Origin of the sequence: Bradyrhizobium nivariense (genome assembly GCF_029846695.2) — a bacterium.
Lineage (GTDB): Bacteria > Pseudomonadota > Alphaproteobacteria > Rhizobiales > Xanthobacteraceae > Bradyrhizobium.
Map to the genome: position 1 here is coordinate 1 of NZ_JARWCR020000117.1, position 13,902 is coordinate 13,902.

At 63.8% G+C, this 13,902-nt stretch carries 21 protein-coding genes and 2 pseudogenes; 13 read left to right on the forward strand and 10 right to left on the reverse strand.

Annotation, left to right across the window (positions count from 1 at the left end; translation table 11 throughout):
• Positions 1–528: mismatch-specific DNA-glycosylase (locus QCM77_RS43865; protein WP_280096915.1), on the forward strand; the 528-nt coding region annotated here is incomplete at its 5' end.
• Between the two features lie 128 nt (positions 529–656).
• On the opposite strand, the gene QCM77_RS43870 is transcribed toward QCM77_RS43865, so the two are convergent.
• Positions 657–881 carry a DUF6429 family protein gene (locus QCM77_RS43870; RefSeq protein ID WP_280096916.1) on the reverse strand — a complete coding sequence of 75 codons (225 nt, stop codon included), beginning with the start codon at positions 879–881 and terminating at the stop codon, positions 657–659.
• Positions 882–1,184: 303 nt separating this feature from the next.
• Between QCM77_RS43870 and QCM77_RS43875 the strand changes: the two genes are divergently transcribed.
• Positions 1,185–1,847, forward strand: coding sequence for a glutathione S-transferase family protein (locus QCM77_RS43875; protein ID WP_280096917.1), 663 nt, complete (start codon positions 1,185–1,187; stop codon positions 1,845–1,847).
• A gap of 4 nt (positions 1,848–1,851) precedes the next feature.
• Here QCM77_RS43875 and QCM77_RS43880 read toward each other — a convergent pair whose 3' ends face one another.
• The gene (locus QCM77_RS43880) at positions 1,852–2,580 is read right to left on the reverse strand and encodes an SDR family oxidoreductase (RefSeq protein WP_280096918.1); all 729 of its coding nucleotides are present in this window, start codon (positions 2,578–2,580) and stop codon (positions 1,852–1,854) included.
• Positions 2,581–2,753: 173 nt separating this feature from the next.
• Here QCM77_RS43880 and QCM77_RS43885 point away from each other — a divergent pair, with 173 nt between their 5' ends.
• The gene (locus tag QCM77_RS43885; RefSeq protein WP_280096919.1) at positions 2,754–3,464 is read left to right on the forward strand and encodes a glutathione S-transferase family protein; all 711 of its coding nucleotides are present in this window, start codon (positions 2,754–2,756) and stop codon (positions 3,462–3,464) included.
• A 152-nt stretch (positions 3,465–3,616) separates the two neighbouring features.
• On the opposite strand, the gene QCM77_RS43890 is transcribed toward QCM77_RS43885, so the two are convergent.
• The gene (locus tag QCM77_RS43890) at positions 3,617–4,051 is read right to left on the reverse strand and encodes a hypothetical protein (protein ID WP_279659580.1); all 435 of its coding nucleotides are present in this window, start codon (positions 4,049–4,051) and stop codon (positions 3,617–3,619) included.
• Between the two features lie 496 nt (positions 4,052–4,547).
• On the opposite strand from QCM77_RS43890, the gene QCM77_RS43895 reads away from it, so the two are divergent.
• Positions 4,548–4,934 carry a RidA family protein gene (locus QCM77_RS43895; RefSeq protein WP_280096920.1) on the forward strand — a complete coding sequence of 129 codons (387 nt, stop codon included), beginning with the start codon at positions 4,548–4,550 and terminating at the stop codon, positions 4,932–4,934.
• Between the two features lie 141 nt (positions 4,935–5,075).
• A complete protein-coding gene (locus QCM77_RS43900) occupies positions 5,076–5,336 on the forward strand; it encodes a hypothetical protein (protein ID WP_279659578.1) in 261 nt (86 codons plus the stop codon).
• Positions 5,337–5,523: 187 nt separating this feature from the next.
• On the opposite strand, the pseudogene QCM77_RS43905 reads toward QCM77_RS43900, so the two are convergent.
• A pseudogene (locus tag QCM77_RS43905) lies at positions 5,524–6,024 on the reverse strand (REP-associated tyrosine transposase); the annotation flags it as partial.
• Positions 6,025–6,085: 61 nt separating this feature from the next.
• The gene (locus QCM77_RS43910) at positions 6,086–6,571 is read right to left on the reverse strand and encodes a J domain-containing protein (RefSeq protein ID WP_280096921.1); all 486 of its coding nucleotides are present in this window, start codon (positions 6,569–6,571) and stop codon (positions 6,086–6,088) included.
• A gap of 111 nt (positions 6,572–6,682) precedes the next feature.
• Here QCM77_RS43910 and QCM77_RS43915 point away from each other — a divergent pair, with 111 nt between their 5' ends.
• From QCM77_RS43915 to QCM77_RS43925, 3 genes are all read left to right on the forward strand, one after another.
• Positions 6,683–7,450 carry an SDR family NAD(P)-dependent oxidoreductase gene (locus QCM77_RS43915; RefSeq protein ID WP_280096922.1) on the forward strand — a complete coding sequence of 256 codons (768 nt, stop codon included), beginning with the start codon at positions 6,683–6,685 and terminating at the stop codon, positions 7,448–7,450.
• A 213-nt stretch (positions 7,451–7,663) separates the two neighbouring features.
• Positions 7,664–7,912, forward strand: coding sequence for a helix-turn-helix domain-containing protein (locus tag QCM77_RS43920; protein WP_280096923.1), 249 nt, complete (start codon positions 7,664–7,666; stop codon positions 7,910–7,912).
• Positions 7,913–8,024: 112 nt separating this feature from the next.
• Positions 8,025–8,543, forward strand: coding sequence for a collagen-like domain-containing protein (locus QCM77_RS43925; RefSeq protein ID WP_280096924.1), 519 nt, complete (start codon positions 8,025–8,027; stop codon positions 8,541–8,543).
• A 9-nt stretch (positions 8,544–8,552) separates the two neighbouring features.
• Here the strand turns inward: QCM77_RS43925 and QCM77_RS43930 are convergent, their stop codons facing one another.
• Both QCM77_RS43930 and QCM77_RS43935 read right to left on the reverse strand, forming a co-directional pair.
• Positions 8,553–8,768 carry a hypothetical protein gene (locus QCM77_RS43930; RefSeq protein ID WP_280096925.1) on the reverse strand — a complete coding sequence of 72 codons (216 nt, stop codon included), beginning with the start codon at positions 8,766–8,768 and terminating at the stop codon, positions 8,553–8,555.
• Positions 8,769–8,864: 96 nt separating this feature from the next.
• A complete protein-coding gene (locus QCM77_RS43935; protein ID WP_018454139.1) occupies positions 8,865–9,131 on the reverse strand; it encodes a DUF2277 domain-containing protein in 267 nt (88 codons plus the stop codon).
• Positions 9,132–9,256: 125 nt separating this feature from the next.
• Between QCM77_RS43935 and QCM77_RS43940 the strand changes: the two are divergent.
• The 3 genes and pseudogenes from QCM77_RS43940 to QCM77_RS43950 all read left to right on the forward strand — a co-directional run bounded on the left by QCM77_RS43940 (position 9,257) and on the right by QCM77_RS43950 (position 11,579).
• Positions 9,257–10,317 (forward strand): annotated as a pseudogene (locus QCM77_RS43940) (alpha/beta fold hydrolase).
• 170 nt (positions 10,318–10,487) lie between these two features.
• Positions 10,488–10,832 (forward strand): hypothetical protein, encoded by a 345-nt coding sequence (locus QCM77_RS43945; protein WP_280096926.1) that lies wholly within the window; start codon positions 10,488–10,490, stop codon positions 10,830–10,832.
• Between the two features lie 144 nt (positions 10,833–10,976).
• On the forward strand, positions 10,977–11,579 hold the full coding sequence (locus QCM77_RS43950; protein WP_280096927.1) for an MSMEG_1061 family FMN-dependent PPOX-type flavoprotein: 603 nt from the start codon (positions 10,977–10,979) through the stop codon (positions 11,577–11,579).
• Between the two features lie 72 nt (positions 11,580–11,651).
• Here the strand turns inward: QCM77_RS43950 and bfr are convergent, their stop codons facing one another.
• The 3 genes from bfr to QCM77_RS43965 form a co-directional block, all read right to left on the reverse strand.
• Positions 11,652–12,140, reverse strand: coding sequence for a bacterioferritin (gene bfr / locus QCM77_RS43955; protein WP_279659570.1), 489 nt, complete (start codon positions 12,138–12,140; stop codon positions 11,652–11,654).
• Positions 12,141–12,274: 134 nt separating this feature from the next.
• Complete coding sequence (locus QCM77_RS43960; protein ID WP_279659569.1) at positions 12,275–12,547, reverse strand: (2Fe-2S)-binding protein; 273 nt, start codon at positions 12,545–12,547, stop codon at positions 12,275–12,277.
• Between the two features lie 161 nt (positions 12,548–12,708).
• A complete protein-coding gene (locus QCM77_RS43965) occupies positions 12,709–13,008 on the reverse strand; it encodes a hypothetical protein (protein WP_279659568.1) in 300 nt (99 codons plus the stop codon).
• Positions 13,009–13,161: 153 nt separating this feature from the next.
• Between QCM77_RS43965 and QCM77_RS43970 the strand changes: the two genes are divergently transcribed.
• Complete coding sequence (locus QCM77_RS43970) at positions 13,162–13,506, forward strand: hypothetical protein (protein ID WP_279659567.1); 345 nt, start codon at positions 13,162–13,164, stop codon at positions 13,504–13,506.
• A 211-nt stretch (positions 13,507–13,717) separates the two neighbouring features.
• On the forward strand, positions 13,718–13,902 hold a 185-nt coding region (locus QCM77_RS43975), incomplete at its 3' end, for a hypothetical protein (protein WP_280096928.1).

The window sequence follows — 13,902 nt, forward strand, 5'->3', positions numbered from 1 at the left end:
CCCCACCGCCTCCCCGACCAGCTCCTTCCCAACCTCCGCCTCGTCTTCGTCGGCACCGCCGCCAGCACGCGCTCGGCCGAACTCGGCCACTACTACGCCCATCCCGGCAACCGCTTCTGGCGCGCGATCCATGAGGCCGGGATCACGCCGCGGCGCTATCAGCCGGGCGAGTTCACAGCACTTCTCGAGCTCGGGATCGGCTTCACCGATCTGTCCAAGTCGGGCGCGGGGATGGATCATCAGATCGCGACGGAGGCGATCGACGTGCCGGGGTTCAGGGCCAAGATCGAAAAATATCGACCGAAGACGATTGCGTTCACGAGCAAGAAGGCGGCGAGCTTGTTTTACGGCAGGCCGTCGAGCGGGATTGCGCTGGGGCGGCAGCCGCGGAATGAATGTCCGGCCGAGGTGTTCGTGCTGCCCTCGCCGTCGGGGGCTGCGTCCGGGCATTGGACGCTGGAGCCGTGGCGCGAGCTTGCGGCGTGGATCGGTTTGTCGGACGCTCAACACCCGCCGACCTCATCCTGAGGAGCCTGCGAGGCAGGCGTCTCGAAGGATGGCTGCGGGCGAGATGCGGGCCTTCATGGTTCGAGACGGCGCTGCGCGCCTCCTCACCATGAGGGGTCTGGCTTCGCCCACGCGCGGCGCTCGCGGAGTTACTCCTCGAACAACTCCTTGAAGAGTGTCTTCGCACGTTCAAGTCCCTCAGGCGTGAACACCACCGACTTCACCTTGCCGACGGGATCGTCAATCATGCCCTTCTCGTGAAGACGGTCGAGCACATCCCAATCGAATCCCTTCCATGCCCGATATTGATCGTGCAGGGTCAGATAGAGTAGGGCCAGCGCTGCGTCGTCGACCTTGTCCTTGTTGATTGCCATCTCGCAATCCTCGTGAGCAGTTTCGCGTATCCTTTTGGGCAATCCGGAATCCGCAATGCCTTCCAGCGCGTGCTGGTTCGTTAAAATGATCGCGGTATGGCCACAACCGTCATTGCGAGCGAAGCGAAGCAAAGGATCGCCACGGGCGAGATGCGGGCCTGCATGGTTCGAGACGGCGCTGCGCGCCTCCTCACCATGAGGGTCTGGCTTCGCATACGCCCCAGGAAATCAAGATAGTCTGTCGGAAACTGTGCCCGCCGTTCGTCCTCTGGACACAACGTCCGACCACCCCGGAGCCCTCCCATGCCCCCCACCATCACAGCCTTCGCAAGCTCGCCCGATCGCGGCAAGGGACAGGCCCGCGACATGCGGGTGCGCTGGGCGCTCGAGGAGGTGGACCAGCCTTACGACGTGCGTCTGGTTTCGTTCAGCGAAATGAAAGAGCCCGCGCATCTTGCGCTGCATCCGTTCGGGCAGATCCCGACCTATGAGGACGGCGACCTCGCCCTGTTCGAGTCCGGATCGATCGTGCTCCATATCGCGGAGCGTCACGCCGGGCTGCTACCGACTGAGCCGAACGCCCGGGCGCGCGCGATCGCGTGGATGTTTTCCGCGCTGAGCACGCTGGAGCCGCCGATCGTCGAGCTCGGGATGGCCATGCTGTTCGAGCGCGACAAGAGCTGGTACGCGGAGCGGCTGCCCATGCTGCAGGATCGCGTCCGTATCAGGCTCGGCGAATTGTCCCGCCGCCTCGGCGATGCCGACTGGCTCGATGGCGCGTTCAGCGCCGGCGATCTGATGATGGTGACGGTGCTGCGCCGGTTGAACGCATCGGGACTGCTGGACGACTATCCTGATATCGCCGCCTATGTCGCCCGCGGCGAAGCGCGGCCGGCCTTCAGGCGCGCTTTCGACGCTCAATTGGCGGTTTTCATCGCCGCATCGAAGGGGTCGCAGGGAGGTTAGCGCCCTAGAGATCGAAATTGGTCGGCAGCATCACCACGTCACGAATTGTCATGCCGCGCGGCCGCGTCAACATGAACATCACGACCTCAGCCACTTCGCTGGCCTCCAGCAGGCTTCCCGAATCCCTGGCTTCCTTCAGCTTCTCCGGCGGCCAGTCCGCGAGCAGTGCGCTGACGACTGGGCCGGGCGAGATCGAGCCGACGCGAATGCCGTGCTTGAAGACCTGGCGCCGCACCGTCTGGACAAAGCAGTTGATCGCCCATTTGGACGACGCATAGACCGGCTCCCATGGCGTCGGAAAATGCGCCGCCAGGGAGCTCGTGACGATGATGTCGCCGGTCCGGCGCCCGATCATGTGCGGCAGCACGTCGTGCACGTTTTTCATCACGACGTTGACATTGAGGTTCAGCATCCGGTCGATCGCCACGGTGTCGGCATCGACCAGATCGCCACCGACATACGTCCCCGCATTCGCATGCAGGATGTCGAGCTGGCCGGCCTGCTCCAGAACGCGCGGCAGCAGCGTTGCGCAATCCTTTGGATCCAGCAGGTCGACGAGCAGCGGGATCACTGCCTCGCCGTGCTTGTCGCAGAGCGACTTCAGCGCGGCCTCGTCGCGGTCGACCATCACCACGCGCGCGCCCGCGGCCAGCATCGCCTCGGTGCTGGCCAATCCGATGCCCGACGCAGCCCCGGTCACGGCCGCAACCTTGCCTTCCAAGTCTCTCGCCATGGGGCCACCATCCTGCTGACGTCACTGGGATACGGAGTATAGCGATCCCGGCCGGGGTTGTCGGGACAAACCAGCGACGATGCCATCGTCCGCCGCAGGAGGCGGCGCACAAAGCGCGGGACTGTTGCAAGTCCGTCACGGCGGCGATACGACTTCAGCGCAAGGAGTGTCCCATGCTGACCCTCTACTCCTACCCAAAACTGTTCGGCGTCGCCGACAACAACGGCTACGGCCTCAAGGTCTATGCCTTCCTGAAACTCGCGGGCGTGCCGTTCGTGCATGAGCATGTGTTCGATGCCTCCGCCGCGCCGCGCGGGCAGCTGCCCTATATTGTGGACGACGGCGAGACGATCGGCGATAGCGAGACGATCATCGCGCACGCCATTGCGAAATACCGCCTGACTATCGACGCGGGGCTTTTACCGGAGCAGCACCGCACCAACCATTTCGTCACGCGCATGCTCGACGACCTCTACTGGGTGATGTCGTATTCGCGCTGGAAGGACGAGCGCTATTATCCGGCATTCCGCGATGCGTTCATTGCGCAGCACAAGCAGATCGACGCGGCAGGATTTGAGAAGGCGAAGGCGTATAATGCGCAGCGCTATCATTACCAGGGCATCGGCCGCTACACGCCCGAGCAGGCTTACGCGCGGGGGCTCGCCGATTTGCAGGTGCTGGCCGAGATCGTGCCGGCGACCGGCTTCGTGCACGGCGAGCGGCCTACCAGCGTCGATGCCGTCATCTACGGCTTCATCGCCAACATCTATTACTTCCCGATCCCGACGCCGCTGAAGGCGTTCGTCGATGCGCATGAAAACCTCGTCGCGCATTGCGAGCGGATTCATGCGGCGATGACGCCGCAACCACAGACCTCATCCTGAGGAGATCGCGAAGCGATCGTCTCGAAGGATGGCCGCGGGCGAGACGGGCCCGCATGGTTCGAGACGGCGCTTACGCGCCTCCTCACCATGAGGGTCTAACACCGCAATGGTGGGCACGGCGCTTGCGCGCCTTTGCCCACCCTACGCGCCCCCTACCGCATCGTGATCGCAAGCCCGCTCAGATCCGCATTCGCCATCAGGCCGACCTGCGTGCCGGTCAGCTCGAGCACCGCGCCCTTCTGGTTGGTCAGCACGATGGCGCGGGCGCCGCGGCCGATCGCGATGCCGGCACCGGCGGCGCCGTAGACGCCGGCGACATCAGAGGGACGGTTGATGTTGGAGACGCGGCCGCGCAGTACGGTCTTGGAGCCGCCGAAGACGAGGCCGTAGTCGAGACCGCCGGTCGAGAGCGAATAGGCGCGGCCGCGGAAGCTCAGCACGCCCGAGCCGCCGGAACCGCCGATGATCCAGCCCGCCTTGTAGATCGTCAGCACCACGGTGCCGCCGTCGGCCATTGCCGAGGTGGAGAGGCCGGCAAGCGCGGCAACGGCGAGAAGCGCGGCGCGGAAGGCGGGTGCGATCTTCATTTGTGTCTCCGGGGGCTATTTCTTGAGGCAGGACTCGAATCAGACGAGGCGAATCTATCCGATGGATCGCGGCGGCAACATGATGGGGGCGCAGTGAAACGCGAGATGCAACAGCGCATTCAACTGTCATCGTCCGGCTTGACCGGACGATCCAGTACTCCGAGACGGGTTGTGGTTTAATCGATGGGCCGCGGCGTACTGGATGCCCCGCCCCAGTGCGCAAGTGCGCACAAGGCGGGGCATGACGGCAGAGTTTGGGGCCGCCTACCGGCACCACTGCCATCATGCCATTCTGCCCCTGTGTTGCCCGACGGAGCAAATGATTATTTTGCTTTTCCCGAATCAGAAAAAGATCAATGATTTCTGCTTGATGCCTACTGTGCATGGGGTTGTTTTCGCATTTTTTTGTGTTGCGCCCTCCCCCGCCCGTCAATCCCGATTGCAACTCCCCCGCATGTCGCTACCCTCAATGCGACCGTTCCATCCGAGGTGACCCATGCCGATCCAGCATTTCGCACCCCCGCCGCACGTAAAGGCGCCGCCGCTGTCCTTTGCCACGCGCGCCGGCGATCTCCTGTTCGTCTCCGGCATTCCCGGCTTCGACGCCAGCGGCGCGCTGCCCGACGGCTTCGAGGCGCAGTTCGCCAACGTCGCCGTCAACATCAAGCGCGTGCTGGCGGAGGCCGGCGCGGATATCCGCGATCTCGTCAAGGTCAACGTGCTGCTGACCCGCGCCTCCGACGTCGCCGCCATGAACGCGCTCTATGCCGGCGCCTTCGGCCCGCCGCCCTACCCCGCCCGCACCACCTGCGTGGTCCAGGCGCTGCCCGATCCGAAGATGCTGATCGAGATCGAGGCGGTGGCGTCGCTGGCCAAGGGGTAATCAAGCGACAGTCAAGGGATAAGGGTCGTCCGAACGGCCGACCAACGGCTGAAATATCCGTGAACGGTCGCCGCCCCGCTTGCCAGCCGCGCAGATTTGCCGCACCAGTTTCCTTCTCACGTTCCCATCAGGAGATATTTCATGCGTCGCGTTCTCGCCCTCTGTGCCGTTGCCGGCATCGCCACCACCGTCTTTGCCGTGCCGGCCTCTGCGGCGGTCGGCTATTACGTGATCCGCTGGGACAACACCGGCATCTGCCAGGTCTGGAACGAGGACCTCAAGTACAAGCCGTTCCAGTGGGGCGTGTCGACCTACAAGGTCGTCAGCAAGCCGCTCCCGACCTTCACGGCCGCCTCGGAGCTTCAGATCAAGCTGCGCACGGAGCGCCGCTGCACGCTCTAGGCCTGACGCGACAGATCGAATTTCAGGGGCGGATCGCGCGAGCGGTCCGCCCTTTTCTTTTTGGACGCGCCGCTGAGATGCTAGCATCCTTGCCCGCTTGTTCTTCCACCTCGCGGCTTTGGAGCCAATCGATGCGCGCGCCGACGACAGCAACGGTTCTGGCTGCAGCGCTGCTGCTCGCCGCAACGCCGGCATCGCCCGCCCCGTCCTCCGAGAGCAATCCCGCCCGCACATATCGGTGAAAGGACGAATGCGGCCAATCACCAACGCGCTGGACGTAGCGATGCTTGACTGGGTTGAAGTGAATGTAATCCAAATGGCGGGCGAAATCATCTTCGTCGCGAATCGTGTGCTCCCAGTAACGTCGTTGCCACAGAGCTAATTCTCCATTGGCGTGGCGGGCTACGTCGATACCCGCATGCAGTAATGCGCTGCTGAAATGCCCCTTGATCCTTCGCCAACGTCCCGCGAAATCGGCGTCGTGCGGCGGGAGGTTCATGACGACATGCAGGTGATCCGGAAGGATCACGATCGAATCGACCTCAAACGGGCGCTCCCCGCGAGCGACCTGAAAGGCATCGCGCAGGGTGTCAACGTTCTCAATCAAAATGGTCGATCGGCGGTCGAAGAGCGCTACAGTGAAAAAGTAGGTGCCACCGGGAAGAAAATTTCTGCGATACAGAACCATGGGCTAGACCCGTCCCGGATGTCGCTTCGCTCATCCGGGCTACAGGATAGCACATGTGCCCTCACGCGTCCTTGTGCGCGCCGGGATGGATCAGGACATCGCGCGCGGCGGCGAGATCGATGAACGCTTGCGCGCTGCCGCCCCGGTCGGGATGCATGCCCTTGGCGGCGCGGCGATAGGCCTGGTTGATGTCCTCGCAGGTGAGCTGCACCGCGAGCGGCAGGCCGAGCACCTTGCGGGCGCGATCCTCGGTGGACAATTTCTTCGGCGCAGCATTGCGGCGGCCGAAGCGCGGCGCGGTCAGGTCGTGAACGACATCAAGCACCACGCCGATGCGGCGCTGGGCCGCCAGCGTGACGCTGTGATCGTCATTGTCCACGGCCTGGCGCAGCACCGGAAGCGCCTGCTCGGCCGCCTGGCGCAGCATGGTATCGGTGCTCATCCGCACGATCTCGGCGACGAGCCGGCCCGCCTCGGCCCAATCGGCGCGTTGCGCCGACCGCAGGCGTTCGAGTGCGAGTTTCCAGGATTCAAGCCGTTCCATCATGCGCGCAACGTTTAGCAATCAAGATCAGTATGCCAAGGCCGCCGTTTCCGACCTCTTAATTTCGAGTTAGCCTTTCATGAAATTTAGAAGCGAAATCGGGAGGAAATTGTCATGGCATTGCTCGCAAACCATATCGCCGTCATCACGGGCGCCGGTTCCGGCATCGGCCGGGCAATCGCGGCCGGCTACGCCCGCGAAGGCGCGCAAGTGGTGCTGCTCGACGTCAACGCCGACACGGTCGCGGAGGCCGCCCAGGAGATCCGCAAGTCCGGCGGCAAGGCCGAGAGCTTTGCGCTCGACGTGACCAAACGCGACGACTGCTTTGCGCTCGCCAGGCAGGTCGCCGACAAGGTCGGGCAGGTCTCGATCCTCGTCAACAATGCCGGCATCACCCGCCGCAACGCCTTCACCGCGGAGCCGGAGACAGTGGCGAAGGACTGGAACGACATCATCTCGCTCAATCTCAACGGCGTCTTCAACATGACGCAGGCGTTCCTGGCGCCCTTGCGCGCAGCTAAGGGCCGCATCGTCAATATCGGCTCGATCCAGTCCTTCGTGCACCTGCGCACGCCGAGCTCGGCGGCCTACACCACCTCGAAACACGGCGTGCTCGGCTTCACCAAGGCGCTGGCGGTCGAGCTCGGCAAGGAGGGCGTACGCGTCAACGCGATCGGGCCGGGCTTCATCGAGACCAACATCAACGCCAATGTGCGCGCGACCAATCCGGCGCTGGTGCAGGCCTTCGTCGATCACACCCCGCTGGCGCGCACCGGCAAGCCTGAGGACATCGTGGGTCCCGCGATCTTCCTCGCGTCGGATATGTCGGCCTACGTCACGGGAACGATCGTGATGGTGGACGGCGGATACCGGACGGTGTGAGCGGGGCGCAACGACGCAGCCATGGTGCGAGATAAGCCCGCATCTCGCGTCAATCGCGGCGCCTTCGCGGCAATCCTGAGGTCAATTGGTGCGATCGCCCGCGGTTAACCTTTCGTTAACCAAACCCGCGCACCGTAGATCTACGGCTTGGGGGTCGTTGGTTCTCGATCCGCTTCCAAAGACGGAAGCGGGCGTCGATCGGGAGGTGTGTCGATGACCACTGTTCATGTCGCTGCGTCCGAACCGGGCGCGCAATTCCTTGCTCCGAACCAGATCGTTCCGCTTCTGATCGGCGCCACCGTCGACGAGGTCGAGCGTGAGCTCGTGCTCCAGACGCTCGCGCGCTGCGACGGCAACCGCACGCGCGCGTCGCGCGTGCTCGGCCTGTCAGTGCGCACGTTGCGCAACAAGATCAGGATCTATGCCGCCTCCGGCATCGAGGTCCCGCCCTATCAGGACTAGCGCGTGACGTGCAGCCGATTGATGTTGATCAAACCCGGCGCGATGCCCGGGCAGAATTGCTGCTGTCGTCAAAGGCCGCTAAGTAGCTTGCTTCCGCAGAGGGAGCAGTGGCGTGGCAGACGAACAAAAACGGCAGGGACCTCAGGGACCGCGCGGACGGCAGGGCGAACCGGGACGGCCGGGACCGCAGGGTCATCCGGGTAAGCGGGGACCGGACGGCGCGCGCGGCAAGCCCGGGCCAGAGGGCAAGCCGGGCCCGATCGGAAAGGCCGGACCGCTGGGCAAGCCCGGCCCGCAAGGCAAGCAGGGCGAAGCCGGCCCGCGAGGAGCAGCCGGAGCGCAGGGATCAGTCGGCCCGCAAGGCCCCACCGGCCCGCAGGGCCCGCGTGGTGAAGCTGGACCTCCGGGCCAACTGCCGTCGATCGAACAAGTGTTGCCGTGGCTCGATCAGCTTTTCGACGCATGGGACGAACGCCGCCGCCAGCGCGAGCGTGAAGCCGCCGAGCGCGACGCGCTGGAGGCCGCCGTGCAGGAGGCGGACGACGCGCCGCTCGATGACGAGGACGACGGCAGCGAAGGCGACGATCACAGGAAAAAGAAGAAAAAGAAGAAGCACGGCCACAAGGACTGACAGACCAATCTATTTCGTCCCGTTCCCGCGTCGCGGCAGCATGCCCATGCGCTCGAACTGCCAGCGCATGGCGCGGTACCAGAGATAGCCGACCGCCGCGCCGCACAAGGCGAGGATCACGACGTTCGCGCTCGAGAACGAGCCGCTCCACCACGTCATCCACGCGGTCCACAGCAGCGTGAAGACGATGGCGCCTGCTTTCAGGGGAAGAAGGGGGCGGGTCATGGTGGTGCTCCGGGTTGTCAAAACCCCGGCGAACATCATCGCGCCTTGAGACCGTTGCCACCGTGAGCCAGATCACGGAACGGACGTTCGAGACGCCTAACCGAAGCGCAGCCGCGAACGTTCCTTGGCCTTTTCCGCCTCGACCTCACGGTCGCGCGCCGGCGCATGGGTGTGCAGCGACGTCAGGAGTTTTCGCGCAGCCTCCGAGACCTCCGCCACCGCACGATCGAAGGCCGCCTCGTTGGCCTGCGAGGGCTTGTTGAAGCCGGACAGTTTTCGAACGAACTGGAGCGCGCTGGCGTGGATCTCATCCTCCGTCGCCTCCGGCTCGAAGTTGAACAGCGTCTTGATATTGCGGCACATGCCGTCTCTCCCGATGTTTCCCTCAAAGACGATCGACGAAAACGAAATCCTACATCCTTCCGGACGGTTCTGCTAAGTTCCGCCGCAACGCGGCCGCCGACCATGAGCCGCACGGGGGAATCGACATGAAAGCTTCTTGCGCGGCGCTGTCAGCCATCCTGTTGTCCGTCTCGTTGTCGGCCATCTCGACATCCGCATTGGCTGCCGATTATCCGGCGCCGAAGCAGGGCGACTGGATCGCCAGGGATTTCAAGTTCCACACCGGCGAGACCATGCCGGAGCTGAAGCTGCACTACACCACCGTCGGTGAGCCGAGCGGCCAGCCGGTCCTGGTGCTGCACGGCACCGGCGGCTCGGGCGCGAGCATGCTGTCGCCCGCCTTTGCCGGCGAGCTGTTCGGCGCGGGGCAGCCACTCGATGCCTCCAAATATTACATCATCATCCCCGACAATATCGGCCATGGCAAATCGTCAAAGCCGTCCGACGGGATGAAGACGAGCTTCCCGAAATACGATTACGACGACATGGTCGAGGCGCAGTATCGTCTGGTGACGGAAGGGCTCGGGGTCAAGCACCTGCGGCTCGTCATCGGCAATTCGATGGGCGGCATGCACACCTGGCTGTGGGGCGAGAAATACCCGAAGGCGATGGACGCGCTGATCCCGATGGCCTGGCGTCGCGCAACTGGATGCTGCGGCGGATCATGCTCGACACCATCCGCAGCGACCCCGACTACAACGGCGGCAACTACACCGGCCAGCCGCGCATGATGAAATACGCGATCACCGCCTACGGCATCGCGAGCATCGGCGGAACGCTGGCCTATCAATCGCAGGCGCCGACGGCGGCCAAGGCCGACAAGATCGTCGACGAGCGGCTGGCCACGACGATCACGGCAGATGCCAACGACTTCGTCTACCAGTGGGAGTCCTCGCATGACTACAATGCCGGCGAGAAGCTGGAGGGAATCGAAGCGCCGCTGCTGCTGATCAATTCCGCCGACGACGAACGCAACCCGCCCGAGACCGGCATCACGGACGCTGCGATGACGCGGGTCAAGAACGGACGTCTCTACCTGATTCCAGGGAGCATCGAGACGCGCGGCCACGGCACCACCGGCAATGCAAAATTCTACAGCGAGCAGGTCCGGCAGATTCTGCAAACCGCGCCGCAGCGGACGATGTAGGATTGCCAAGCTCGCCGCCATATCGCGATGCATCATATGCGACGCCTCGACGCCGCATATTATTTGAGCATGCATTGCGCTGACAGCTCGGGCTTAATCGCATCAACGATACGAATCGACGCGCGGGACAATCGCGCGCCAATGGCACGACACGCGATGAGGAGGATCGCATGCGCAGGCTCGTACTGTGCGTTTGGCTGGCGGCGCTGACGAGCGCCGCATTCGCGTTCGACAACGGGCAATATGAGCACGTCCCGCCCGACGTCCGCGCCTGGTTCAAGAGCGTGACCGCACCGAACGGCGTGCCCTGCTGCGACGTCTCCGACGGCCATCGCACGGAGTACGACGTGCGCAGCGGCGCCTATTGGGTGCCGATCGAGGGACAATGGACGGAGGTGCCCGAGCGCGCCATCATCCGCGACCGCGGCAATCCGGTCGGTCAGGCCGTGGTGTGGTACGTCCACCACCGCGGCGCCATCATCATCAGTTGCTTCGTGCCGGCGGATGCGGTGTAGCGCGCGATAGCGCCTCGGCGCCGCGCGTCCTGATCTGGTGGGCTCTGTACTGCGCTGGCGTGATCGACTCGCCGTGGCGTGACAAGGGGGTTAGCGATCGGGCCGAGGGATGATATTCTCAGGCATTCAATCAGGGAGAGCTTCGTGACCGATCTTTGTGCCGAAGACCTCGCCACCATCTATGCCAAGCCGAGCCCGCGCGTGATCGCGAAAGCGCGCCCAGCGATCGACACGCATGCGAAGAAGTTCATCGAGATGTCGCCGTTCTGCGTGCTCGCGACATCGGGAGCGGACGGCAGCGTCGATGCCTCACCACGCGGCGGTGGTATTGGCTTCGTCCATGTCGCCGGCACCAACCAGCTGCTGATGCCCGATCGCTCCGGCAACAACCGGATCGACAGTTTTCGGAACGTCGTCGAGGGCTCGGGCTTCGTGCATCTGTTGTTCTTCGTCCCCGGCATCGACGAGACGCTGCGCGTCGGCGGCCGCGGCACGCTGTCGGCCGATCCGGACCTGCTCGCCTCGATGGTGGAATTCGGCAAGCCGCCGCGCGCGGTGCTGAACGTCGCCGTCAGCGAAGTCTATTTCCACTGCGGCAAGGCGCTGATGCGCTCGAAGCTGTGGTCGCCGGAGAAGGTGCAGCGCTCGGTGATGCCGAGCATCGTCGAGGTGATCCACGAGCAGACCGGCCTTGGCGAGCCGCAGAGTCAGGAGATCGTGGAAGAGCTCTACAAGACGCAGCTGTAGCTGACGTCCTAAACTGTCGTCCCGACCTTGGTCGGGACGACCCGGAGTTGGTGGCAGCGCTAACGCGCCAAACTAATGTCCTTCGCCCTCGAGCCCGCCGACGTGCTTCTGGGTGTAGAGCTCGAGGCCGATGCGGCCGATCAGGTCGAGCTGGGTCTCGAGGAAGTCGATGTGGTGTTCCTCGTCGCTCATCAGCTTCTCGAACAGGTCGCGCGTGACGTAGTCCTTGACGCTGTGGCAATAGGTTGCAGCCTCCTGGTAGAGAGCGCGCGCGCTCATCTCGGCGGCAAGATCGCAATCGATGATCTCCTTGACGTTCTGGCCGATGCGCAGGGGATCGAGCACCTGCATGTTCGGGAAACCGTCGAAGAACAGGATGCGCTCGGTGAGCTTGTCGGCGTGCTCCATCTCCTCGATGGACTCCTTGCGCCAGACCTTGGCCATGTCCCGGAGGCCCCAATTGTCGAGGAAACGGTAGTGCAGCCAGTACTGGTTGATCGCAGTCAGCTCGTGACGCAGTGCCTTGTTGAGATATTCGATAACTTTTGCGTCGCCCTGCATGGTTCACTCCAGCTCTTGCAGTCCAAATCGGCCGTAAACCGAATTTAGAACGCTTCTAAATGAGTTTGAGGACCGGGGCAACCGGCTACAGGACCGCAAACCGGGGAAAAGCTCGGCCAGGGTTGCGGAAGATTTCAGCAGGCCGCGAGGGCGAACTCGGCCGGCTGGGCCGCCTCGTCATTGGCGGCCACGGTGTGGTTGTGCGGGCAGCCGGAGCAGCAGGACGTGGCACAGGGGCCAAGCGCTTCGTCGATGATGGTCTTGATGGTCCGCGCGCAGCGGCCGCATTCGGCGCTACAGCCGAGACATCCATAGACCTGCTTGGCGTGGCGCACAGCGTCGTCGGACTCGGCGACGGCGGCGCGGATGTCGTCATCGCTCAACACGTTACAGGAACAAACGATCATGGAAGTGGCAGGCCCTTTGGTGATGCGCCATCATCGATATTTAAGGGAGGGGCCGGATGCAAAAGGAAAAAGCGGTATTTGAAGCTATTCCAAACTGGCTCGGAAACAGCCTAGAACGGCTCTAAAATAGGGCCTTGCGCTGGATCAAGATCGCGGTGGACCTAATCGCCCCCACCGCCTCCACCACCATCGCTGCCGCCTCCGCAATCCCCGCCACAACTGCCGCTATCGCTGCTGGAACAGCTGCCGCCGTCGGTCGAGCTGCCGGAACTATCGCTGGAAAACCAGCTTCCCAGCGAGAAGCCGTCGCTCGTGCCCGTGGAGGTGTCGCCGCCGCCATCGCCGCCGGCCCCGGCGCGAGAGCGCCGCTGGCTGCGGTTCTGCAGATGGCTGATCCAGCCGTAGCCGATCGCGAAGATGACCCCGGCAGCGATCAATGCATTTATCATCGCGTTGCCCATTATCGCCCTCCCTTGATCGCCCTCCCCTGGCGATGCTGCGATTCCATACCAATTGGTCGCCCCCGGCAAAGGTGCCGTTCATTGATCATTCAAACGAAGTATGGAACTTTAACCCCAAAGAGTTCCCGCGTGTTTTGCTCGAAAGGTCAGCCAATGAAGAAGTCGCTCCTGGCAATCGCCACCGTCGCCGCTGTGGCCCTTACGGCCGGTACACCAGCCCAGGCGCAACGCGGCGTCGCCGCGGGCGTGGCGGCCGGCATCATCGGCGGCGCCATTGTCGGTGGGGCGCTGGCCTCTCCGTACTATTACGGGCCCGGCCCTGGCCCCGGCTACGCATATGATCCGGGATATGGCCCCGCCTACTATCCGCCGCGCTACTACGCGCCTGGCCCGGGCTACGTCGCCGACGACTATTACGGCAACGGCTGCGTCTGGCAGAAGCAGCGCTTCTGGGACGGTTATGCCTGGCGCGCCCGCCGCGTCAGAGTCTGTGGCTAAGTCGCCCCAATCCGGTTCATTGCGAATGCGCCGTTCATCTCGGGGCCTGAAAAAGACCGCTTTTTCTCGTCACAGCTCCGTGTGCGTTTACCGTGGATTGACCAATTGCGCGCTTCCTAGCTGCAAGGCCAATTCCATCAGAGTCTGCGTGAACCTTTGAAACCCGGGCGCCTCTAACAAGGGGAGCCCATCTCCCAGGAGAGCCAAGAGCATGAAGAAGACTTTTGTTGCCGCCCTCACGGTTGCGACGATCGCCGGTTCGCTGGTGACCGCCACTCCGTCCGCCCAGGCCCATGACGGCGTCGGCGTCGGCATCGCAGCCGGCCTGATCGGCGGCGCGATCGTCGGCGGTGCCATCGCATCGAGCCGCCCCGCCTATGGCGGACCGGTTTATGT